Annotated in this window: 20 protein-coding genes; 12 read left to right on the top strand and 8 right to left on the bottom strand. The window is 72.8% G+C overall.

Going from position 1 to position 21,289, the window contains the following annotated elements:
• Window positions 1–16: 16 nt before the first annotated feature.
• From ACWEGE_RS42180 to ACWEGE_RS42190, 3 genes are read right to left on the bottom strand one after another with little or no spacing between them, the layout of a single operon-like run.
• On the bottom strand, window positions 17–3,061 hold the full coding sequence (locus tag ACWEGE_RS42180) for an ATP-binding protein (RefSeq protein ID WP_449666110.1): 3,045 nt from the start codon (window positions 3,059–3,061) through the stop codon (window positions 17–19).
• A 27-nt stretch (window positions 3,062–3,088) separates the two neighbouring features.
• Window positions 3,089–4,153, bottom strand: coding sequence for a winged helix DNA-binding domain-containing protein (locus tag ACWEGE_RS42185; protein ID WP_449666111.1), 1,065 nt, complete (start codon window positions 4,151–4,153; stop codon window positions 3,089–3,091).
• On the bottom strand, window positions 4,135–5,286 hold the full coding sequence (locus ACWEGE_RS42190; RefSeq protein WP_449666112.1) for an epoxide hydrolase family protein: 1,152 nt from the start codon (window positions 5,284–5,286) through the stop codon (window positions 4,135–4,137). Before ACWEGE_RS42190 ends, ACWEGE_RS42185 begins: the two co-directional genes overlap by 19 nt.
• 62 nt (window positions 5,287–5,348) lie before the next feature.
• Between ACWEGE_RS42190 and ACWEGE_RS42195 the strand changes: the two genes are divergently transcribed.
• Window positions 5,349–6,317 (top strand): helix-turn-helix transcriptional regulator, encoded by a 969-nt coding sequence (locus ACWEGE_RS42195; protein ID WP_449666113.1) that lies wholly within the window; start codon window positions 5,349–5,351, stop codon window positions 6,315–6,317.
• On the opposite strand, the gene ACWEGE_RS42200 is transcribed toward ACWEGE_RS42195, so the two are convergent.
• Window positions 6,286–6,765 carry an SRPBCC family protein gene (locus ACWEGE_RS42200; protein WP_449666114.1) on the bottom strand — a complete coding sequence of 160 codons (480 nt, stop codon included), beginning with the start codon at window positions 6,763–6,765 and terminating at the stop codon, window positions 6,286–6,288. The two genes, ACWEGE_RS42195 and ACWEGE_RS42200, sit on opposite strands and share 32 nt — an antisense overlap.
• Window position 6,766: 1 nt before the next feature.
• The gene (locus ACWEGE_RS42205) at window positions 6,767–7,102 is read right to left on the bottom strand and encodes an ArsR/SmtB family transcription factor (RefSeq protein ID WP_449666115.1); all 336 of its coding nucleotides are present in this window, start codon (window positions 7,100–7,102) and stop codon (window positions 6,767–6,769) included.
• 89 nt (window positions 7,103–7,191) lie between these two features.
• Here ACWEGE_RS42205 and ACWEGE_RS42210 point away from each other — a divergent pair, with 89 nt between their 5' ends.
• From ACWEGE_RS42210 to ACWEGE_RS42240, 7 genes are all read left to right on the top strand, one after another.
• On the top strand, window positions 7,192–8,409 hold the full coding sequence (locus ACWEGE_RS42210; protein ID WP_449666142.1) for an ROK family protein: 1,218 nt from the start codon (window positions 7,192–7,194) through the stop codon (window positions 8,407–8,409).
• A 102-nt stretch (window positions 8,410–8,511) separates the two neighbouring features.
• Window positions 8,512–9,531 carry an ABC transporter substrate-binding protein gene (locus ACWEGE_RS42215; protein WP_449666116.1) on the top strand — a complete coding sequence of 340 codons (1,020 nt, stop codon included), beginning with the start codon at window positions 8,512–8,514 and terminating at the stop codon, window positions 9,529–9,531.
• Window positions 9,528–10,301 (top strand): ABC transporter ATP-binding protein, encoded by a 774-nt coding sequence (locus ACWEGE_RS42220; protein ID WP_449666117.1) that lies wholly within the window; start codon window positions 9,528–9,530, stop codon window positions 10,299–10,301. Before ACWEGE_RS42215 ends, ACWEGE_RS42220 begins: the two co-directional genes overlap by 4 nt.
• Entirely contained in the window at window positions 10,298–11,140 is an 843-nt protein-coding gene (locus ACWEGE_RS42225) for an ABC transporter permease (protein WP_449666118.1), read from the top strand. The genes ACWEGE_RS42220 and ACWEGE_RS42225 overlap by 4 nt, the downstream gene beginning before the upstream one ends.
• Window positions 11,137–12,450, top strand: coding sequence for an LLM class flavin-dependent oxidoreductase (locus ACWEGE_RS42230; protein ID WP_449666119.1), 1,314 nt, complete (start codon window positions 11,137–11,139; stop codon window positions 12,448–12,450). The genes ACWEGE_RS42225 and ACWEGE_RS42230 overlap by 4 nt, the downstream gene beginning before the upstream one ends.
• Window positions 12,447–13,343 carry a TauD/TfdA dioxygenase family protein gene (locus ACWEGE_RS42235; protein ID WP_449666120.1) on the top strand — a complete coding sequence of 299 codons (897 nt, stop codon included), beginning with the start codon at window positions 12,447–12,449 and terminating at the stop codon, window positions 13,341–13,343. The genes ACWEGE_RS42230 and ACWEGE_RS42235 overlap by 4 nt, the downstream gene beginning before the upstream one ends.
• A 52-nt stretch (window positions 13,344–13,395) precedes the next feature.
• A complete protein-coding gene (locus ACWEGE_RS42240) occupies window positions 13,396–14,334 on the top strand; it encodes an alpha/beta hydrolase fold domain-containing protein (protein WP_449666121.1) in 939 nt (312 codons plus the stop codon).
• Here the strand turns inward: ACWEGE_RS42240 and ACWEGE_RS42245 are convergent.
• Complete coding sequence (locus tag ACWEGE_RS42245) at window positions 14,285–15,472, bottom strand: amidohydrolase (RefSeq protein ID WP_449666122.1); 1,188 nt, start codon at window positions 15,470–15,472, stop codon at window positions 14,285–14,287. The genes ACWEGE_RS42240 and ACWEGE_RS42245 overlap by 50 nt on opposite strands.
• 78 nt (window positions 15,473–15,550) lie before the next feature.
• On the opposite strand from ACWEGE_RS42245, the gene ACWEGE_RS42250 reads away from it, so the two are divergent.
• Window positions 15,551–17,011: an aminotransferase class I/II-fold pyridoxal phosphate-dependent enzyme gene (locus ACWEGE_RS42250; RefSeq protein WP_449666123.1), complete on the top strand. Its 1,461-nt coding sequence runs from the start codon at window positions 15,551–15,553 to the stop codon at window positions 17,009–17,011.
• 42 nt (window positions 17,012–17,053) lie between these two features.
• On the opposite strand, the gene ACWEGE_RS42255 is transcribed toward ACWEGE_RS42250, so the two are convergent.
• Window positions 17,054–17,533, bottom strand: a complete 480-nt coding sequence (locus tag ACWEGE_RS42255) for a hemerythrin domain-containing protein (protein ID WP_449666124.1) — start codon at window positions 17,531–17,533, stop codon at window positions 17,054–17,056.
• Between the two features lie 97 nt (window positions 17,534–17,630).
• Here ACWEGE_RS42255 and ACWEGE_RS42260 point away from each other — a divergent pair, with 97 nt between their 5' ends.
• Window positions 17,631–18,725, top strand: a complete 1,095-nt coding sequence (locus tag ACWEGE_RS42260; RefSeq protein ID WP_449666125.1) for a carboxylate-amine ligase — start codon at window positions 17,631–17,633, stop codon at window positions 18,723–18,725.
• Window positions 18,726–18,915: 190 nt separating this feature from the next.
• The gene (locus ACWEGE_RS42265; RefSeq protein ID WP_449666126.1) at window positions 18,916–19,659 is read left to right on the top strand and encodes a hypothetical protein; all 744 of its coding nucleotides are present in this window, start codon (window positions 18,916–18,918) and stop codon (window positions 19,657–19,659) included.
• Here the strand turns inward: ACWEGE_RS42265 and ACWEGE_RS42270 are convergent.
• Window positions 19,649–20,044 carry an STAS domain-containing protein gene (locus ACWEGE_RS42270; protein ID WP_449666127.1) on the bottom strand — a complete coding sequence of 132 codons (396 nt, stop codon included), beginning with the start codon at window positions 20,042–20,044 and terminating at the stop codon, window positions 19,649–19,651. The two genes, ACWEGE_RS42265 and ACWEGE_RS42270, sit on opposite strands and share 11 nt — an antisense overlap.
• Before the next feature lie 128 nt (window positions 20,045–20,172).
• Between ACWEGE_RS42270 and ACWEGE_RS42275 the strand changes: the two genes are divergently transcribed.
• Complete coding sequence (locus ACWEGE_RS42275) at window positions 20,173–21,285, top strand: carboxylate-amine ligase (RefSeq protein ID WP_449666143.1); 1,113 nt, start codon at window positions 20,173–20,175, stop codon at window positions 21,283–21,285.
• Window positions 21,286–21,289: the final 4 nt, after the last annotated feature.

The raw sequence follows: 21,289 nt of genomic DNA on the forward strand, positions 1-21,289 counted from the left end.
CCGCGCCGCTGACCGCTCACGAACCGAGCGCGAACCGCCGCTGACCGGCCTCCTCGATCGCCCGCTCGGGCGGCATTTCCCGGCCTCGGTCGAACGCCGAGGCATAGGCCGGGGCGCCGATGCGGGCCCGGACGCGGTCCGCCACGCCGGTGACGTCGGCGTCCCCGGCGACCGGCGCGCCGCGCAGCCCGACCGCCACGCCGAGCAGGAACGCGGCCCGCTCGTGCTCCTCCCGCGCGGCCAGCACGCCGGCCAGCCCTTCGAGCGCCTGGGCCGCGCCGGGCAGGTTCGCGTGTTCCAGCGCCGTGGCCAGGGCTTCCTGGTGCAGTTCGGTGGCCTCCTCGAGCCGGCCTTCGGCGGCCGCCGTCCAGCCGAATCCGGTGTGGACGCGGATGCGCGTCTCGCCGCCGGTCACCGGATCCGTGGCCAAGGCCAGAGCCGAGGCGTACCAGCGCCGGGCCGCGGCCAGGTCGCCCGCGCGCCGCGCGATCTCCCCCAGCCCGCCGCGGGCCCGGGCGAGCGTCACCGGCGTGCCCGCGGCGCGCGCCCGCTCGGCGGCGGCTTCATAGTCGGCCTTCGCGGCTTCGGCGTCGCCGTGGCGCAGGACGCCGTCGGCGCGCCGGCAGAGCAGGTCGGCGGCGTCTTCGGCCGCGCCGAGCTCGCCGGCCAGCCGGACGGACTCGTCCATCAGCTCGCGGAACCGCGCGTGGTCACCACGCCAGTCCGCGAACTCGGCGAGCTTCTCCAGCGCGCTCGCCTCGCCCCAGCGGTCGCCCAGTGCGCGGAACGCGTCGAGCGACGCCGAAAAGTGCGCTTCGGCTTCGGCGATCCGGCCGCCGTACTGCGCGCCGAGGCCGTCGCCGATCCGCGCGAACGCCCGTGACCACGCGTCCGGGCCGATCAGCGCGGCCAGCCGTGCGCCGTCTTCGGCCTTGGTGCGCGGGGAAAAGGCCCACAGCAGGAAGAGGTACGGGTAGCGCAGCGGCCCGTCGAACGTCCGCAGGATCGGCTCGATGGCGACTTCGGTGTCCGACGCCTGGATCACGCACAGGACGTATTCCTCGGCCAGGCCCGCCGGCGGTTCGGGACCGACGGCGGCGAGCACGGCGTCCGCGGTCGACGTCGCCTCGCCGCGCAGGCCGCGCAGCCACCAGTACCAGGACAGCGCCGCGACGAGCCGCAGCGCGGTTTCCGGGGCTTCGGTGGTGCTCCAGCGCAGCGCCGCGTGCAGGTCGGCGTGTTCGGCGGTGAGCTCGGCCAGTGCGGTCAGCTGGTCCGCGCCGCGCAGCTTCGGCTCCCGGGCCAGCGCGAAGTCCAGGAAGTAGCCGGCGTGCGCCGCGCGCCGGTCCTCACCCCGTTCGGCACAGAACGCGCGAATGGTCTCCAGCATCCGGTACCGGCCGCCGCCGAACTCGACGAAGGACTTCTCGACGAGACCGGTGAGCACGGCGTCGTCGACGTCGCAGACGCGCTCGACGGCGGCCGGCCGCGCGCCGCCGGCGAACACCGCGAACCGGCCCGCCAGCAGCTGCTCGTCCGCGTCGAGGAGGTCCCAGGACCATTCGACGACGCCGCGCAGGGTCCGGTGCCGCGGTTCGGCGGTCCGGTCGCCGCGCGAGAGGAGCCGGAACCGGTCGCCGAGCCGGGCGGCGACGTCGTCGGCGGAGAGCGACCGCAGCCGCGCGGCGGCGAGTTCGATGGCCAGCGGGAGACCGTCGAGGGCGGCGCAGATGCGGCTGACCGTGCCCGGCTCCGGCACCTGGCCGGGCGCCACGGCCGCGGCGCGGTCGGTGAACAGGCGTGCCGCGGCGTCGGCGGGGAGCGCGCCGACCGGCACCAGTGCCTCGCCGGTCAGGCCCAGTGCCTCCCGGCTGGTGGCCAGCACGCGCAGGCCGGCGCACTCGGCCAGCAGGCGCCGCACCAGCCGGGCGGCCTCGGCGATGACGTGTTCGCAGTTGTCGAGGACCAGCAGCAGCGGCCGGTCGGCGAGCCCGGCGGCCAGGCGGTCGGCCGGGTCCGCGGCCGCGCCGGGCGTCAGCACGCCCTGTTCGCGCAGGCCCAGCGCGGCGAGGACGGTGCGCGGGATCTCCGTGGCCGCCGCGAGTTCGACGAAGCACACAGCGCTTCGGGGGTCCGGGTGGCGAAGCCCCCGGCCCGAGGCGAAGCCTCGGTCGTCACCGGCCTCCCGCGCCGCCGCTTCGACGGCGAGCCGGGTCTTGCCGGCGCCGCCCGGCCCGGTGAGCGTGACGAGCCGGTGGTCGCGCAGGGCCGCGGTGAGCCGGTCGAGCTCGGCGCGGCCGACGAACCCGGTGAGCGGCACCGGAACCCGGCTCGCCGGGGTGGCTTGGAGCACCGCGAGGTGCGCGTCGGCGAGTTCGGCCGACGGGTCGGCGCCGAGTTCGCCGGCGAGGCGTTCGCGGGTTTCGGCGAAGACCGCCAGTGCTTCGGCGGACCGGCCGCCGCCGTGCAGGGCCCGCATGAGCTGGGCGGTCAGGCGTTCGCGCAGCGGGTGTTCGCGGGCGAGCTCCCGCAGCTCGGCGACGAGCCGCTCGTGGTGGCCGAGCGCGAGCCCGGCTTCGACGCGGTCCTCGGCCGCGGCCAGCCGCAGTTCCGCCAGCCGGGCCGCGCGCGGCGGGTCGGCGAGCCCGTCGAGCGCCGGGCCGCGCCAGAGCGCGAGGGCCTCGGTGAAGAGCTCCAGTTTCGTTGCGGCGTCGGGGGTTTCCCGCGCCTGCGCGGTGAGCCGCTCGAAGCGGTGCACGTCGACGTCGGCCGGGTCGACGGCCAGCCGGTACCCGGCCGGGGCGAACTCGACGAGGCCGTCGGGGGCGCCACCGTCCCGCAGCCGCCGCCGGAGCCGGGAGACCTGGGACTGGAGGGCCTCGGCGGCGCCCTCGGGCGGGTGCTCGCCGTGCAGGCCGTCGATCAGCCGTTCGGCGCTGACGAACCGCCCGGCATCGAGGGCGAGCAAGGCGAGCAGCCCCCGCAGCTGCGGCCCGCCGAGGGCGACCGGGGTCCCGTCGGGACGGCGGGCTTCGACCGGCCCGAGGATGGCGAACTGCACGCCGACGATTCTGGCCCACCCCGTCGCTCAGTTTCCGGTGATCCGGACGGATCGCTCCCCCGCGCCGAGGAACTCCAGCAACCGCCCGCCCTCCTCGGTGATCTCCGTGCGCTCCCGCGCCGAGAGCCGGTCGTGGGCGGTGATCTCCAGGCCGTCGGCGTGCCGGCGCCAGTCCGCGCGGTAGCGCCCGTCCACCAGCAGCGTCCCCCGTGAAGCGCCGTTGCCCGGTGGCAGCGGGACCCGCCGACCGGGCGGGAGCACCCGGGCCCGGTCGGCGTGGGCGAGCAGGACGTTGTCGTACTCCGGCAGGAACCGCGGCGGCGCCGGCGTGTCCGGGTGCGGGAGCTCACCGTCTTCCACGTCGTAGAGCACCTGGCCGGACTCCGCGCGGAACGTGCGCAGGCCCATCGAAGCGACGACCTCCCGCAGCTTCGTCAGCCCCGACCACGCCTGGACGTCGGCCACCGAGGCCGGGCCGAACGCGCGCAGGTACCGCCGCACCACGTTCTCGAGCGAAGGACGGCGCTCCAGCGGACGGCCGAGCCAGCCCTCCAACGTCGTCAGCGTGGCCGGGCCGGTCGAACCCCACACGCCGCGGGGCGTCACCTGCGCGGTCGGCACCAGACAGCCGACCGCGTACGACAGCGCTTCGGCGTCGTGTTCCGGCCACCGGACGGCCAGCGCGTCCTGCACCTGCCGCCGGGTGCGGGGGCGCTCGTCGAGCAGCTCACGCCCGAACCGCGCCACCGCGCCCAGGTCGGCGTCGCCGATCCGGCGGCCGAAGTGGCCGGTGTACCCGTTCGCCACGACCGGCTGGACCAGCGGCCGCAGCGCCCGCGCGTCCTCGGCGAGCACCAGGTGGACGGTTCCCCGCATCAGCAGCCCGCGCACGGCCCGGCGGCCGGTGAGCAGGGCCGCCGGCTCGTCCGGCCGGAACCGGGCGAGCCGCGTCCACAACCCGACGTACGGTGCGAGCGGCGCCTGCGCCTGCATCCCGACGAGGTGCCCGAGCACCGCGTCGGCCGGCGACGACGTCCGCTCGAGCAGGTGCTGCCGCGCGAGCAGCGCCCGGTTCAGCGCGCGGACGTGCACGGCCGCAGCCCGCGGAAGAAGGCCCGGATGTCCGCGACGAGCAGCTCGGGCTCCTCCACCGCGGCGAAGTGGCCGCCTTCGGCGAAGTCCGACCAGTGCGCGATCTTCTCGTCGGGGTCCATGATCCGCCGCACCAGCGGCGACGTGTTGAACACCGCCCAGCCCGCCGGGACGTCCGACGGCGCCAGCCAGCCGTGCCCGGAGTGGGCGGCCTCGTACAGGAACCGGGCCGCGCTCGCGCCGCTGCGGGTGAACCAGTAGAGGCTCACGTTCGTCAGCAACCGGTCTCGGCCGACGCCGCCACCGGCACCGCCACCGGTCCACGCCTCGAACTTCTCGGCGATCCAGGCCAGCTGCCCGACCGGGGAGTCGGTGAGCGCGGCCGCGATCGTCTCGGGCTTGTGCGACTGGAGGTCGAGGTACCCGCGCCCGGCTTTCCACGCCTCGCGGGCGGCGTCCAGTTCGGACTGTTCGGCCTCGGACAGCCCCTCCGGCAGCGGAAGCTGCTCTCCGGCCAGGGCGATCGTGCCGCGGTCGCTGTTGACGTGGGTGCCGATCACGCGGTCCGGGTACAGCGCGGCGAGCCGTCCGGTGACGCCCGCGCCGATGTCCCCGCCCTGGGCGGCGAAGCGGTCGTAGCCCAGCCGGGTCATCAGCTCGGCGAACGCGTCGGTCGTGCGGGCCAGCTCCCAGCCGGGGCCGCTCAGCGGCGTCGAGAACCCGAACCCGGGCACCGACGGGACGACGACGTGGAAGGCGTCCGGGCCCGGCTCGGTCAGCGGGCCGATGACGTCGAGGAACTCGGCGATCGAGCTCGGGTAGCCGTGGGTGAGCAGCAGCGGCACGGCGTCGGCCCGGGTCGACCGGACGTGCAGGAAGTGGATGGTCTGGCCGTCGATCTCGGTCGTGAACTGCGGGAACGCGTTGATCGCCGCTTCCTGGGCGCGCCAGTCGAAGCCGTCGCGCCAGTACTCGGCCAGCGCCCGGACCGCGGAGGGCGGGATGCCGCGGGACCAGTCGGCCTCGTCGCCGGGCACGGGGTCGGCGAACCGGGCCGAGGCCAGGCGGCGGTGCAGGTCGTCCAGCTCGGCCTGCGGGACGTCGATGCGGAAGGGGCGGATTTCGTTCGTCATGAGCAGCACGTTAGGAACCATTGCGGAAGGCTTTCTTCCGCGATTCGTGCGATCCTCGAAGAATGTTGCAGACCTCCGCCCGCCTCCTCCGGCTGCTGTCGCTGCTCGAGACGCGGCGCGACTGGACCGGCGCCGACCTGGCCGACCGGCTCGGCGTCACCGCGCGCACCGTCCGCAGCGACATCGGCAAGCTGCGGGAACTCGGGTACCCGGTCGAAGCCGCCCCCGGTGTCCAGGGCGGTTACCGGCTCGGCGCGGGCGCGCAGCTCCCGCCGCTGCTGCTGGACGACGACGAAGCCGTGGCCGTCGCGGTCGGGTTGCGGACCGCGACGGGCGTGGCCGGCATCGGCGAGACGTCGGTGCGCGCGCTGGCCAAGCTGGAGCAGGTGCTGCCGTCGCGGCTGCGGCACCGGGTGCGGGCCCTGCAGACCGCGACGGTCGCGGTGCCCGGCACCGGCCCCGCCGTCGACGCCGACGTGCTGACCGCCATCGCGGCGGTGATCCGCGCGAACGAGCGGCTGCGCTTCGACTACACGAGCCACCAGCGCACGCCGAGCCGCCGCGAGGTGGAGCCGCACCGGCTGGTCAGCTGGGGGCGCCGCTGGTACCTGGTCGCCTGGGACACCGCCCGCGACGACTGGCGCACCTTCCGCGTCGACAGGATGACGCCGAAGGTGCCGAACGGCCCGCGGTTCACCCCGCGCGAGCCACCGGAAGGCGACGTGGCGCAGTTCGTCCAGCGCAGCGTCGGCACCGCGACCTGGCGGTTCCACGCCCGGGTGCGGCTGCACGCCTCGGCCGAGTACGTCCGGGCCCGGCTACCGATCGCGGTCGGCCTCACGCCCGAGGGCCCGGACCGCTGCCTCGCCGAGCTCGGGTCGGACCACGCGCAGATGCTCGCGCTGTACCTGGGCCTGCTCGACGTGGACTTCGAGGTGCTCGACGCGCCGGAACTCGCCGAGGCACTGGTGAAGACGGGTGAGCGGTTCCTGCGCGCGGCTAACGCAGGGAATCCGCCAGCTCCTGAATGATCTCCATCTGCCCCTGCGCGCCGACCTCCATGCCGGACTGCAGGACCGTGTCGCGCAGTTCCCGGCTGCCGGTCACGGTGAGCAGTTCCAGGCGCGTGCGGTCGCCGTCGAGCGCGGTGAAGGTGACGGTGATGAGCGGGCCGTCCACGTCGTCCGAGTCGACGCCGGGCAGTTCGTACACTTCGGTGTAGACGATCCGCTCGTCCGGCACGATCTCGCGGTACTCGCCGTGGAAACCGACCTCGGCGCCGTCGTCCGTCTTCAGCACGTACCGCCAGCGGCCGCCGGGCCGCAGGTCCAGCTCGACCTCGGTGGTGGTCCCGCGGTGGCCGCTCCACCAGCGGCTCACCAGTTCCGGGGTGGTCCACACGCGGTAGACCAGGTGCTTCGGTGCGTCGAACTCGTGGGTGATGAGGATCCGGTCGTCGCCGGGGGTGGTGATCTCCACGTCACTGCTCCTGTTCCTTGAGTTCCTCGAGGACGTCGTCCATCAGGTCGAACCGCGCCGCCCACGTCCGTTCGTAGCGCTTGACCCAGTCGTGGATGGGCTTGAGCGCGGCGCCGTTGAGCCGGTAGAGCCGTTGGCGGCCGTCGCCGCGCACGTCCACCGCGCCGACTTCGCGCAGGACGCGCAGGTGCTTCGACACCTGCGGCTGGGCGAGGCCGAGCAGGTCGACGAGGTCGCCGACCGACCGCTCGCCCGCCATGAGGAGGTCGAGGATCTGCCGCCGCCGGGGTTCGGCGACCGCGTTGAAGGTGTCGGCCGTCGTCGCTGCTCGTGCCACGCGACTCATCATATTCCCATATGGGTATGCGTCAAGCCCGCATCCTGGGCACGCTGGGCGGGTGCCGCTTCATCTGCCACGATCGGGCGATGACCAGCCGGGCGGAAAGTCCACAGAGGACGGACGCGCGCGGCGCCCGGCGCAGTGCCAGTGCGAGCACGGTCCTGCGGGCGGTGCTCGACGGCGGCCCGATCGCGCGCAGCACCATCGCGCGCCGCACCGGGTTGTCCGCCGCTGCCGTCAGTGGGCATGTCGCCGAACTGCTGCGGCGCGGGCTGCTGCGGGAGCTGGACGAAGCCGAACCGCGCAGGAACGTCGGACGGCCGCACGTTCCGGTCGACCTCGACACCGGGCGGCACGTCGCCGGCGCGCTGCACCTGGCCGTGCACCACGCCACCGTCGCGCTGCTCGACCTGCGCGGCAACGTCCTCGTCCAGCACGAAGAACCCCACGACGGCCTGGCCGCCGACGACCTGCTCGCCCGCGCCGCCGAGATCTTCGACGACCTCCTGCTCGGCCACGCCCCCGACCGCGAGCCGCTCGGGCTCGGCGTCGCCACCGGCGGGTGGGTCGACCGGGAGTCCGGCACCGTCGTCGACCACCCGCTGCTGGGCTGGCGGAACGTGCCGGTCCGCGAGCTGCTGGCCGGCAGCACCGGGCTGCCCGTGGAGGTCGACGGCCACGCACGGGCGCTGGTCCACGCCGAACGGCTCTTCGGGGATCCGCGGGCCCGGGACAGCGTCGTGCAGCTGTTCACCGGCAACGTGGTCGACGCCGCGTTCGCCACCGGGGCGACCGTGCACCACGGGCCGCGCTCGGCCGCGGGCGCCGTCGCGCACCTGCGCGTCGACGACAGCAGCGAGCCGTGCCGGTGCGGGCGCACCGGATGTCTCGAAGCCGCCGTTTCGGAAGCGACCCTCGCCCGCAAAGCCGCGGAAATCGGTTTGCTCGAGCGGCCGGTCTTTCCGGAATTGCTCGCGCTCGCCACCGAAGGCGATTCCACCGCACTGCGGATGTTCCACGAACGCGCCCGGCTGATCGGCCAGGCGGCGGCATTGCTGCTCGACGTGCTCAATCCCGCCGTGCTCGTGGTGGTCGACCGGAGTGTAGCCCACGTGCCGAGCTGCCTTCCCATCATCCGGGACGAGGTCGGCGCCCGGTCCCGCTGCCCAGATCCGGCGGAAACCGTTGTGGGCACGAGCTTCCCGGGCACCGAGCTGGCCACGGCCGGCGGCGCGGTGCTCCTGGACGTGCTCTACGACGACCCGCTCGGTCCGCTTCCGACACAGTGGTCCCGCGCTTCGTGAACCGCCGGAGTTATTTCACGAACTCGCAAAATTGACCGTCCGCCGGGATGCCGCCAACAATTGCTGCCATCCCCACCGACTCCCGGAACGGACGAAACCACCGTGAAGAAAACCCTGCCCCTGTTCGCCGCCGCCGTGATGCTGCTGGCCGGCTGCGCTTCGGCGACGGCCACCGGTGCGCCCGGGCAACCGGAGAAGCTGGAGCTGCGCTACCAAGGCAGCGCGAACGCCGTCACCCTGCCCGAACTCGCCGAAGACCTGGGCTACTTCGGCCCGGTCAAGCTGAAGTGGGTCGGCAACACCATCAGCGGCCCCCAGGACATCCAGTCGGCGGCCACCGACCAGACCGACTTCGGCGGCGCCTTCACCGGCGCGGTCGTCAAGCTCGTCGAAGCCGGGGCGCCGGTCAAGGCGGTCGTCAACTACTACGGCTCCGACGACAAGGCGTTCATCGGCTTCTACGCCAAAGAGGACAGCCTGATCCGGACCGCGCGTGACCTGATCGGCAAGAAGGTCGGCGTCAACACCGCCGGGGCGAACCTCGAGGCCGCGCTCGACACCTGGCTCAAGGGACAGGGCCTCTCCGACGCCGAGATCAAGCAGGTGCAGCTCGTCGTCATCCCGCCGGTGAACGCCGAGCAGGCGCTGCGCAACGGCCAGCTCGACGTCGCCGCGCTGCAGGGCATCCTGCAGGACCACGCCGTCGCGGCCGGCGGTGTGCGCCCGCTGTTCACCGACGTCGGCGCGTTCGGGCCCTACAACGGCGGCCCGTACGTGCTGCGCACCGACTTCATCAAGAAGTACCCGGAGACGGCGAAGATCTTCGTCTCGGCCGTGGCCCGGGCGATCGAGTGGGAACGCACCACCCCGCGCGAGGAGGTGATCGCGCGCTTCACGAAGATCATCAAAGCGCGCGGCCGCAACGAAAGCACCGACACGCTGAAGTACTGGAAGAGCGTCGGCATCACCCGCGGCGGCCTCATCTCCGACGCGGACTACACGCGGTGGGAGCCGTGGCTGAAGCAGGAGGGCTACCTCAAGCACGACAAGATCGACACGGCGAAGCTCTACACCAACGAGTTCAACCCCTACCGCGACGGTGCCCCGGCGGTGGCCAAGTGATCAGCATCCGCTCGGTGACCAAGACCTTCGGCGCGCTCACGGCGCTCGACGACGTCTCCCTCGACATCGCCGACGGCACCTTCCTGTCCCTGGTCGGCCCCAGCGGCTCGGGCAAGTCGACGCTGCTCGACCTGCTGGGCGGGCTCGCCACCCCGACGTCGGGTGAAGTGCTCATCGACGGCGAGCCGGTGCGCGGCCCGGGCCTCGACCGCGGGGTCGTCTTCCAGCAGTACGCGCTGTTCCCGTGGCGCACCGCGCGCGCCAACGTCGAGTTCGGACTCGAAGGCGGGCCGCTCGGGAAGCGGCAGCGGGCCGAGCGGGCCCGCGAGTACCTCGCGCTGGTCGGGCTGTCCGGCTTCGAGGACCGCTACCCGCACGAGCTGTCGGGCGGGATGAAGCAGCGGGTCGCGATCGCCCGCAGCCTCGCCTACGACCCGGCCGTGCTGCTGATGGACGAGCCGTTCGCCGCGCTCGACGCGCAAACCCGTGAGCAGCTGCAGGAAGAACTGCTGCGGATCTGGCGCCGCACCGGCAAGACGATCGTCTTCATCACCCACGGCATCGACGAAGCCGTCTACCTGGGACAGCAGGTCGCGGTGCTGACCTCGCGGCCCGGGCGGCTCAAGGCCGTGGTGGACGTCGACCTCGGCGACCGCACCGGGGACGTGCGCTCGGGCGCCGAGTTCGGGCGGCAGCGCCACCGGCTCTGGGAACTGCTGCACGACGAGGTCCGCAAGGCGGCCGAACACGAACGGAGCGCGGCCCGATGACCACCACCCTGGAGGCCCCGGCCGTCCACACCGGACCGGTGGACCCGCCGCCGAAACCGCGCCGGCTCCGGAAGGGGCTCACCCGGGCGGTGCACGCCTCCGCCGCGGTCGTCCTGTTCGTGCTGCTCTGGGAGTTCGTCCCCCGGTTCGTCCTCGACGAGAGCACTCGGACGTTCCTGCCGCCGCTGTCGGAGGACCTGCAGGCCCTGGTGAACCTCGCCCTCGACGGCGAGCTCGCCGACCACCTGCTGGCCAGCGTCGGGCGGTCCGCCGCCGGGTTCGCCGTGGCCGTGGCCGCCGCGGTCCCGCTCGGGCTGCTGATCGGCTGGTACCGGCCGGTGGCGCGGTTCCTGCAGCCGCTGCTGGAGCTGGCCCGCAACACCGCCGCGCTGGCGCTGCTGCCGGTGTTCACGCTGCTGCTGGGCATCGGCGAGCTGTCGAAGGTCAGTCTCGTGGTGTACGCCTGCGTGTGGCCGGTGCTGCTCAACACGATCGCCGGGGTCAACACGGTCGACCCGCTGCTGGTCAAGGCGGCCCGCTCGCTCGGGCTGTCCAGCCCGCGGCTGTTCCGGAAGGTGATCCTGCCCTCGGCGGTGCCGACGGTGTTCACCGGCATCCGGATGGCGGCGTCCTATTCGATCCTGGTGCTGGTCGCCGCGGAGATGGTCGGCGCGAAGGCCGGGCTCGGCTACCTGATCAACACGAGCCAGGTGAACTTCCAGATCCAGCAGATGTACGCCGGGATCATCGCGGTCTCGCTGCTCGGCGTGCTCGTCAACGCCGGCTTCGTCGCGCTCGAACGGCGGTTTTCCACCTGGCGCCCCAAGGAGAAGCCATGATGCACCTCAACGCGTTCGTGATGCCGAACGGCCACCACGAAGCCGCGTGGCGGCACCCCTCGACCGACCCGCACCGGGCGCGGACGCTGCAGCACTACGCCGACATCGCGCGGACCGCCGAGCGCGGGAAGCTCGACTCGATCTTCCTCGCCGACGGCGTCGCGCTGTGGGGCAACGTCAAACACAACTCCCACAGCCACTTCGAACCACTGACGCTGCTCTCGGCACTCGCCGCGTCGACGGTCCACATCGGACTGATCGCCACAGCGTCGACGACCTACAACGAGCCCTACCACCTGGCGCGGAAGTTCGCCTCGCTCGACCACCTTTCCGGCGGCCGCGCGGGCTGGAACATCGTCACCTCGGCGGGCATCGACGAAGCCCGCAACTTCAACCTGGCCAAGCGCCCGTCGCACGACGCGCGCTACGACCGGGCCGAGGAGTTCGTCGAGGTCGTCAAGAAGCTGTGGGACAGCTGGGACGACGGCGCCGCGGTCGTCGACCGGCCGGGCGGGGTCTACGCCGACACCGGCCGGATCCGCGCGATCGCCCACGACGGGCCGCACTTCCAGGTGCAGGGGCCGCTCAACATCGAACGCCCGCCCCAGGGGTACCCGCTGCTGGTGCAGGCCGGTTCGTCGGAGACCGGCAAGGAGTACGCGGCCCGGCACGCCGAAGCCGTGTTCACCGCGCAGCAGACTTATCCCGAAGGCAAGGCGTTCTACGACGACGTCAAGGGGCGGCTCGCCAAGTACGGCCGGACGCCGGACGAGATCAAGATCCTGCCGGGCATCTCCCCCATCCTCGGCCGCACCGAAGCCGAAGCCCGGGCGCGCGAAGCCGAGCTGAACGCGCTGATCATCCCGGACTACGGGCTGCGGCAGCTGTCGAAGATGCTCGACCACGACGTCACCGGCTACCCGCTGGACGGGCCGCTGCCCGACGTCGGCAGCTTCACCGAGGGCGGCCAGAGCCGGTTCGACCTGGTCGTCGGCCTGGCCCGGCGCGAGGACCTCACCATCCGGCAGCTGCTCGAACGGCTGGCCGGCGGGCGCGGGCACCGCGTCTTCGCCGGCACGCCGGTCCAGGTCGCCGACGAGCTGGAGGCGTGGTTCCGCGGCGGCGCCGCCGACGGCTTCAACGTCATGCCGCCCACCCTGCCCGGCGGGCTCGACGACTTCGTCGACCTCGTCGTCCCGGAACTGCAGCGGCGCGGCCTGTTCCGCACCGAGTACTCCGGCACCACGCTGCGCGAGCACTACGGCCTCGCGCGGCCTGTCAACCGCAACCGAGTGAAGGAGCCCGCATGACCACCATCGGCACCGACGTCCGCAAGCTGACCGGGAGGATCGGCGCCGAGATCGTCGGCTTCGACCCGTCCGGCGACCTCGACGCCGCGCAGGTGGCGTTCCTGACCGACGCGCTGCACGAGCACAAGGCCCTGGTGTTCCGGAACGTCCGGCTCGACAACGAGGGCCAGCAGCGGTTCGCGGCGCGGTTCGGCGAGCTCACCAAGGCACACCCGACGGTGCCCGCCGTCGAGGGCGCGCCGACGATCCTGCCCGTCGACAGCGAGCGGGGCCGCGCCAACCACTGGCACACCGACGTCACGTTCGTGCTCAACCCGCCGAAGGCCAGCACCCTGCGCAGCCTGGTGGTGCCGCCCTACGGCGGCGAGACGCTGATCGCGAACGCCGCCGCGGCCTACCGGGACCTGCCGGAACCGCTGCGCGCCTTCGCCGACACGCTGCGGGCGGTGCACACCAACGACTACGACTACGTCCAGCCGCCGGAGACGGTGGACGAAGACGAGAAGGCGCGCCGGGCGCAGTTCGTCTCGCGGAAGTACCGGACCGTGCACCCGGTGGTGCGGGTGCACCCGGTGACCGGCGAGCGCGGCCTGTTCATCGGCGGGTTCGCGCAGCGGATCGAAGGGCTCTCGGTGCACGAGTCCCGGGACCTGCTGCGGCTGCTGCAGTCCTACGTGACGCGGCCGGAGAACGTCGTGCGGGTGGCGTGGGAGCCGGACCAGCTGGTGCTGTTCGACAACCGGATCACCCAGCACTACGCGATCGACAACTACGACGGCCTGCCGCGGCGGCTCAACCGCGTCACGGTGGCCGGCGACATCCCGGTGGGCATCGACGGGCGGGCCGGCGAGTCGCTCGAAGGTGACGCCTCGCACTACACCTCCGTCGCCTAGTTAGGCCCCGTCCGTGCCCGGGTAACCGGGTGCGGACGGGAAGGAGTGTGTTGTGGTCAGCGTGCAGGCGAAGGTCAGGATGGCGTTGCTGCGGGCGTCGGGCCAGAAACGTTTCTACGACAACGCCTCGGCGTTGCACCACCGGCTGCCCCGGCACCAGAAGCCGTCGATGGCGCGGCCGCCGCGCAAGCTCCGGCGGCGGGTCGACGTCGAACGCCACGACGTGCGCGGCTTCCCCTGCTTCACCTTCCGCCCGCGCTCCCGGCAGGCGGGCGACCTGCACGTCGTCCACCTGCACGGCGGCGGGTTCGTCGAACAAGTCGAAAAGCACCACTGGCGCTACGCCGCCGACCTGGTCGCCCGCCTCGGCTGCGCGGTCACGCTGCCGGTGTACCCGCTGGTCCCCCACCACGACCACACCGCCACCATCCCGATGGTCCAGGCGGCCTACGACGAGGTCGAGGCGGAGCGGGTCGTGGTGACCGGCGACTCCGCGGGCGGCGCGCTGGCCCTGGCGATCGCGCAGAACCTGCGCGCGGCCGGGCGGCCGCAGCCCGAACGGCTGGTCCTGTACTCGCCGTGGCTGGACGTCCTGCTCGAAGACCCGGTCTCGGAGCTGCTCGACGAGACCGACCCGATGCTCGGCATCGCCGGGCTGCGCGACGCCGGCCGGATGTACGCCGAGGGCACCGACCCGCGCGACCCGCTGGTCAGCCCGATCCACGCCGACCTGACCGGGCTGGCCCCGATCACGCTGTTCATCGGGACGCGGGACGTGCTGCTCCCGGACGCCCGCCGGTTCGCCGAGCGCGCCCGGAAGGCGGACGTCGAGCTGGACTACCGCGAATACCCCGGCATGTTCCACAACTGGCTGATGCAGGCCATCCCGGAAGGCGTCGAGGCGATGAACCACGTGGAGCGCCTGCTGCGGCGGCGCCCGGTCACCGCCCGTTCCGCGCCAGGTCCCGGAAGCAGTCCCACGCCCGGCTGACCAGCGCCGGGTGCGTCCGCAGGTCGACCACCGTGCGCGCCAGCGCCGACGCCGAGGCCAGCATCGCCGCCCGGCCGCGCGGGCTTGCCGCCGCCTCGGCGAACTCCGGGGTGTGGTCCGACATCTCCTCCGCCGTGATCGCCACGAACGGGTGGATCGCCGGGACGCGGACGCTGACGTCGCCGATGTCCGAGGAGCCGAGGAAGACGCCCGGCGACGGCGGGGTGGCGTGGATCCCGCACGCCGCCAGGTGCTCGGTGAACCGCTCCGAGAGCACCGGGTTGTCGCGGAAGTGCGCGTACCCGCGGCCGAGGCGTTCGACGTCGACCTTCGCCCCGGTCGCCAGCGCCGCGCCTTCCGCGCACGTCGTCACGTCCTCGACCAGCCGGTCGAGGACGTCGGTCGTCACGGCGCGCAGGCCGAACCGGCCTTCGGCCCGGTCGGGGACGATGTTCGTCGCCTCGCCGCCGTGGGTGACGATCCCCTGGACGTGTGACCCGGCGGGCAGCCGCTGGCGCAGGGCCGAGATCGCCCCGAACGCCTGGATCAGCGCGGCGAGGGCGTCGATGCCGTGCTCCGGGTCGCCGGTCGGGTGGGCGGCCCGGCCGTGGAAGGTCACCTTCAGCTCGACCTGGGCGGTCAGCGGCGCCCACGACCACGAGTGGACGCCGGGGTGGACCATCAGGGCCGCGTCGACGTCGTCGAACACGCCCGCCTCGGCCATGGCGACCTTGCCGCCACCGCGTTCTTCGGCCGGCGTGCCCACCGCGAGCAGCGAGCCGGGTGTGTCCCCCAGGACGTCCTTGGCGGCCAGCGCGGCTCCCAGCCCGGCCGCGGCGATCAGGTTGTGCCCGCAGGCGTGCCCGAGACCGGGCAGGGCGTCGTACTCCAGCAGCAGCGCGACGCACGGACGCCCTTCGCCGGCGCGTGCGACGAACGCCGTGGGGAGCCCGGCGATCCCGGCTTCCACCTCGAAGCCGTCCGCGGCCAGTTCGCCGGTGAGCCGTTCGGCGGCGGCGTGCTCCTCATAGGACAGTTCCGGCCGTTCGTGCAGCGCGGTGGCGACGGCCCACAGCCGCTCGTCCAAGTGCTCGATCCGCTCGTCGGCCCGCTCGTGCAGCTCTTCGTGCCACTCCATGCCCTCCGGAATACCCCAACCACGCACGGCCACGCCACCGGGTGTTTCGCGCGAAGCACGTCCGGCTACTCCGGCGGAATGGACCACAGCAAGGCACCGGTGCTCGAGGCGCTGCGCGACTACCACAGCGCCGGTTACGTTCCGTTCAACGCGCCCGGCCACAAGCAGGGCCGCGGCGTCGACCGGCGGGTGCTCGACGTCGTCGGCATCGACGTGTTCAAGTCCGACGTCATCGCGCTCAACGGTCTCGACGACCGGCTGATGCGCCACGGCGTGCTCGAAGAGGCGCAGCAGCTGATGGCCGACGCGGTCGGCGCCGAGCACACGTTCTTCTCGACGTGCGGCAGCTCCCTTTCGGTCAAGAGCGCGATGCTCGCCGTCGCCGGCCCGCACGAGAAGCTGCTGGTGCCGCGGCACGTCCACAAGTCGGTGATCTCCGGGCTGATCGTCAGCGGCGTCCGGCCGGTGTGGGTGCGCCCGCACTGGGACGGCGAGCGGCACCTGAGCCACCCGCCGGGGGTGCGGGAGTTCGCCGAGGCCTACGAGCGCGATCCCGACGTCAAGGGCGCCCTCGTGGTGACCCCCACCGACTACGGCACGTGCGGCGACCTCCGCGCGATCGCCGAGTGGTGCCACGAGCACGACCTGCCGCTGATCGTCGACGAGGCGTGGGGTGCGCACCTGCCGTTCCACGACGGGCTGCCGCCGTGGGGGATGGACGCGGGCGCCGATGTGTGCGTCACGAGCGTGCACAAGATGGGCGCCGCGGTCGAGCAGAGCTCGGTGTTCCACCTGCAGGGCGACCGCGTCGACCCGAACGTCCTGAAGGCGCGTGAAGACCTGCTCGGCACGACCAGCCCGAGTTCGCTGGTCTACGCGGCCCTCGACGGCTGGCGGCGGCAGATGGCCGAACACGGCAAGGAACTGCTGGACAGCGCTTTGACCCTCGTGCGCTCGGTGCGCGGCCGGCTGGGCGAACTGGGCTTCACCGTGCTGCACGACGAGTTCCTCGGCCCCGACCTGGCCGACTCGGTCGACCCGCTCAAGGTCGTCCTCGACCTCGAGCCGCTGGGCATCAGCGGCTACCAGGCGGCCGACTGGCTGCGCGAGCACCAGCGCGTCACCGTCGGCCTGTCCGACCACCGCCGGATCGTGGCCCAGTTCAACCACTCCGACGACGACAGGACGGCGGGCACCCTGGTCACCGCGCTCGACGCGTTGCTGAAGGCCGCACCGGCGTTCGAGCGGCCGCCGAAGGTGGACCTGCCCTCGCCGCGGGAGATGGAACTGGAGACGGCGATGCTGCCACGCGACGCCTTCTTCGGCGAAGCCGAGCAGGTGCCGGTGGCGGAAGCGGCCGGCCGGATCGCGGCCGAGATGATCACGCCGTACCCGCCGGGGGCGCCCGGTGTGCTGCCCGGCGAGGTGCTCACCCGGCCGATGCTCGACTACCTGCGCAGCGGGCTCGGCGCCGGCATGCAGCTGCCCGATCCGGCCGACTCGGAGCTGGAGTCCATCCGGGTCGTCGCCAAGCAGTGACGGCGAGGGCGGCACCTTCCCGGCAAGGTGCCGCCCTCGGGGTCAGGCCTTGGCGCTCTTGAGTTCGAGGGGGTTCTTGGGGGCGTCGGAGCGGGCGTCGATCATCCGCTGTCCCAGCTCCTGCAGCTGCTTGCGGCCCATCGCCGAGCGGACCTCGGGGAACCACTCGTCCTCTTCTTCCTCGACGTGGTGGCGGACGTTCTCGGTGAGCACGGTGACCTTGGCGTCGAAGGTCTCGTCCTTCGGGTCCATGCCGAGCAGCTCCGAGAGCATCCACACCACGACGTGGTGCTCCTCCACGCTTTCCAGCACGTGGTCCTTGGTCTCCGGCACGGCTTCCCGCGCCGCGGGGTAGAAGATCTCCTCCTCGATGTAGGCGTGGACGGTCAGCTCTTCGATGATCGAGTCCGCGATCCGGCGCTTCTCGTCGTACGCGTCCTCCCCCGCCTTCTCGAATTGCTTGAAGAGCTTCTCCACGGTCTTGTGGTCGTTCTTGAGCAGCACGATCGCGTCGGTCGACATGCCGGGCCGAATACCCGTTCGCCGCCCGGGAAAACGCGGTTTGCCCGAACTGCCCGCCGGGTATTCATGCGGTCCCCCGACCCCCAGGAGAACCTCGGTGAACCAACCCACGGGCGATGTGCTGACGTTCGGCATCGAAGAGGAGTTCTTCGTCGTCGACCGCCGTGGCCACCTGTCCCACGCCGGCGACGACGTCGTCGACGCGGCCGAAGCCGCCGGCGACGACCAGGGCGAGCTCCAGCACGAACTGACCCGCTCCCAGGCCGAAGCGGCCACCGACGTCTGCCGGACCCACCCCGAAGCCCTGCGGCAGCTGCGCGCGCTGCGCGAAGACCTCGCCTCGGCCGCCCGCCGGCGCGGCTACCGCGTGCTGCCCGCCGCGTCCCCGCTGCTGTTCGAAGCGGACCCGCCGGTCATCACGCCGAACCCGCGCTACGAGCGGATGGCCGAGCACTTCGGCGCGACCGCGCGGACCTCGCTCACCTGCGGCTGCCACGTGCACGTCGCGATCCCGGACAAGGAAGCCGGCGTCCAGGTGCTGAACCGGATCCGGCCGTGGCTGCCCGCCCTGCTGACGGTGACCGCGAACTCGGCGATCTCCGACGGCTACGACACCGGTTACTGCAGCTGGCGCTACCAGCAGTGGAGCCGCTGGCCGTCGGCAGGCCCGCCGCCGCGGTTCGCCTCGCTGGACGAGTACGAAAGCATCGTCGACGGCTGGCTGCGCGCGGGCTCGATCCTCGACCGCGGAATGATCTACTGGGACGTCCGGCTGTCGGACAAGCAGCCGACGCTGGAGTTCCGCATCGCCGACGTCGCGGCCACCCCGGAGGACGCGGTGCTGCTGGGCGTGCTGGCCCGCGGCCTGGTGGCCACGGCCTTGGCCGACGACGGCCCCGCGCCGCACCTGTCGAACGAGGTGCTGCGCGCCCAGCTGTGGCGGGCGTCGCGCGAAGGGGTGACGGGCTGCTGCCCCCACCCGAAGAGCGGCGGCCTGGAGCCGACGAAGACGGTGCTCGACGACCTGATCGCGCTGACGGCACCGGCTCTGGAGGCGGCAGGGGATCTGGAGTTCGCCCGCGACCGCACGGACCGGCTGGCAACCGAGGGCGGCGGCGCGGACCACCAGCGGCGGCGGTTCGCGGAGCGGCAGCGCGCCGAGGACGTCGTCGACCTGCTCACGGGCGGTTAGACAGCGGCCATAGCCGTTGTGGACGGCTGAGCGCCCGGCGCTACAGCCAGACAGTGGGCCCTCGATTCCCATTCCTCCCACGTTGATTCACTCGGATGGCAGGCAACCGAATACGCGCTCAGTGCGTAAATGCCCAGTCACCCGGCGCGTCCGCGAGGCGCGCAGAACAGCTGCGAGGGGAAACGCACACGTGGGTCGCTGGATCACCAAAAACGGGAATCGGATCTACATCGAGGACGGCAAGGGCGGTCCGGGCCCTTTGGTGGCGGTCGCGGCCGCGGCCGTCCTCGCCGGTGGCGGTGTCGCCGGTGTGGGGGCGGCCGGCGCCTTCGCGGGTGGTGGCGGCCTCGGCGGAGGAACAGCGGCGTCCGAGGCTTTCGCCGGCAATGCCGCCGGTGACGTCGTCGACTCGCTCCCGGGACGGTCGATCAAGACCCGTCGGGCCGAAGGCCGCGAGTCGGCGAAGAAAGGCAAGCCGGATGAGGCCTGGAGCAAGTTGAAGGTCAAGCAGCTGCGGCGAGAAGTTCACGACCTCGAGCACGCGGCCGAGTGCGTCGCGGCCGCCACGGACAAAGTACGCGAGTTCCTGGTGAAAACGCCGTGCTCGTCCCTGCATCGCATGCTGCTGGCGGTCGGTGACGGTCACGGCAACGCCGCGGTCGTTTCGGTCGTGCGCGTCGGATTCCGCAGCAAGAAACAGGCGGCCGCGTTCGAAAAGGTCGAGCGGGTGCAGGGCAGCGGAGATGTGCGGCCATTGGACGTCGCACTGGTGCTCGGAGTGGCCGGGGTGAAGGTGACCGGACTGCACTACGCCTCCCGGCCGGAAGGCTACGGAATGGTCGTCGCCGAAGCCGACAACGCCGCCGGTCACTTCGACGGCGAAACCCTCGACGCGCTGGCCGAGGTGGCCTCATGGATGTCCATCAAGAAGTGACGCCCCAACCCGGAAGGCGGTCCAGCAGTTCCAGAGCCCGCACCGCGGCACGCGACCCACCCGGGTCGATCACCAGGTGGACGCCCACGGACTCGGCGTGCCGGTGGGTGCGCAGCAGCACGCGGATGCCCGCCGCGCCGAGGAAGCCGACCTGGCCGAGGTCCACCCTCAGTACTCCCGGGCGGGCGCGGACGTGCTCGTCCAACACCGCCGCCAGCCCCGCCACCGTGCTCAGGTCGACTTCGCCGGTGACCTCGACGACCACCGCGTCGGGGGTCTTCCACCGGATTCGGCTCCCCGGATCGGCGTCGGACGGGGCGCGGGGCGAAGGCAGGTGGTGCGGCGGGGAAGCGCCGACCACCCGCAGCCGCTGGTGAGTTGTCATGCACGCGAAGTACCCGCGGCGCACGAAAAGCGAAACAAGCCCCGGGTCGAGGCGCATTTCCGCGGCGGGAGCGGGTAACCACCGCCGGTCCGGAAGGAGGCTGCCCCGTGTCCGACGGCCCGCCCACGATGGGTGTCGAAGAGGAGTTCCTCCTCGTGAATCCCCGCACCGGGCACGCCTCGCCGTGCGCCGAACCGGTGCTGGCCCGCCACCGCCACCACGGGCCGCTGCCCGAGGGCGTCAAGGTGCACCGGGAACTGCGGCTCACGCAGCTCGAAGCCGCCAGCGGTGTCTGCACCACCGCCGCCGAGCTGCGCGAGCAGCTGACCGCCGCGCGCCGGGTGCTGGCCGGGGCCGCCGCGGCCGAGGACTGCGCACTCCTGGCCACCGGCACGCCCGTCGGGCCCGGGCCGGCCGCGCAGCCGCCCGCGAGCACCGGCCGGTACGCCGAGATCGACGCCGCCTACGGCGCGGTCGTCGCCGACTACGAGGCCTGCGGGTGCCACGTCCACGTCGGGGTGCCCGATCCCGACACCGCGGTCGCCGTCGTCAACCACCTGGGCCGGTGGCTGCCCACGCTGCTCGCCCTGTCCGCGAACTCGCCGTTCGACCACGGGCGGGACACCGGTTGCGACAGCTGGCGGATGGTGCTGCAGTCCCGCTTCCCCGGCTCCGGCGTCGCGCCGCACCTGCGCGGGCACGCCGAGTACCGCCGGACGGTCGAAGCGCTGGTCGGCTGCGGCGCGCTCGTCGACCCCGACCAGACGTTCTGGCTGGCCCGCCCGTCCGGCCGGTTCCCGACGGTCGAGTTCCGGGTCGCCGACACCGCGCTGACCGTCGACCACGCCGTGCTGCAGGCGCTGCTGAGCCGGGCGCTGGTCCAGCGGGCACTGGCCGACCTCGCCGAAGGCCGCGAAGCCGCGCCCCTGTCCCCTCAGGTGGCTGCGGCGGCGGTGTGGGCCGCGGCGCGCCACGGCCTGTCCGGGCAGCTGGTGGACGTGGCCGAGGAAACCCGGCGGCCCGCGTGGACCCTCGTCGACGATCTCCTGACGCACGTCCGGGCACCCCTCGAAGACAGCGGTGAACTCGCCGAAGCCCGGCAGCTCCTCGACGCGGTGCGGACCGAGGGCACCGGGGCCGCCCGCCAGCGCGCGATCGCCGGTCGCGGGACGGCGGCCGCGGTGCGGTGGCTCACCGCCGCGACGGTCCCGGTGGCGCATGGAACGCTGCTCACGGGGTAGCCCC

Source organism: Amycolatopsis sp. NPDC004747 (assembly GCF_053601335.1).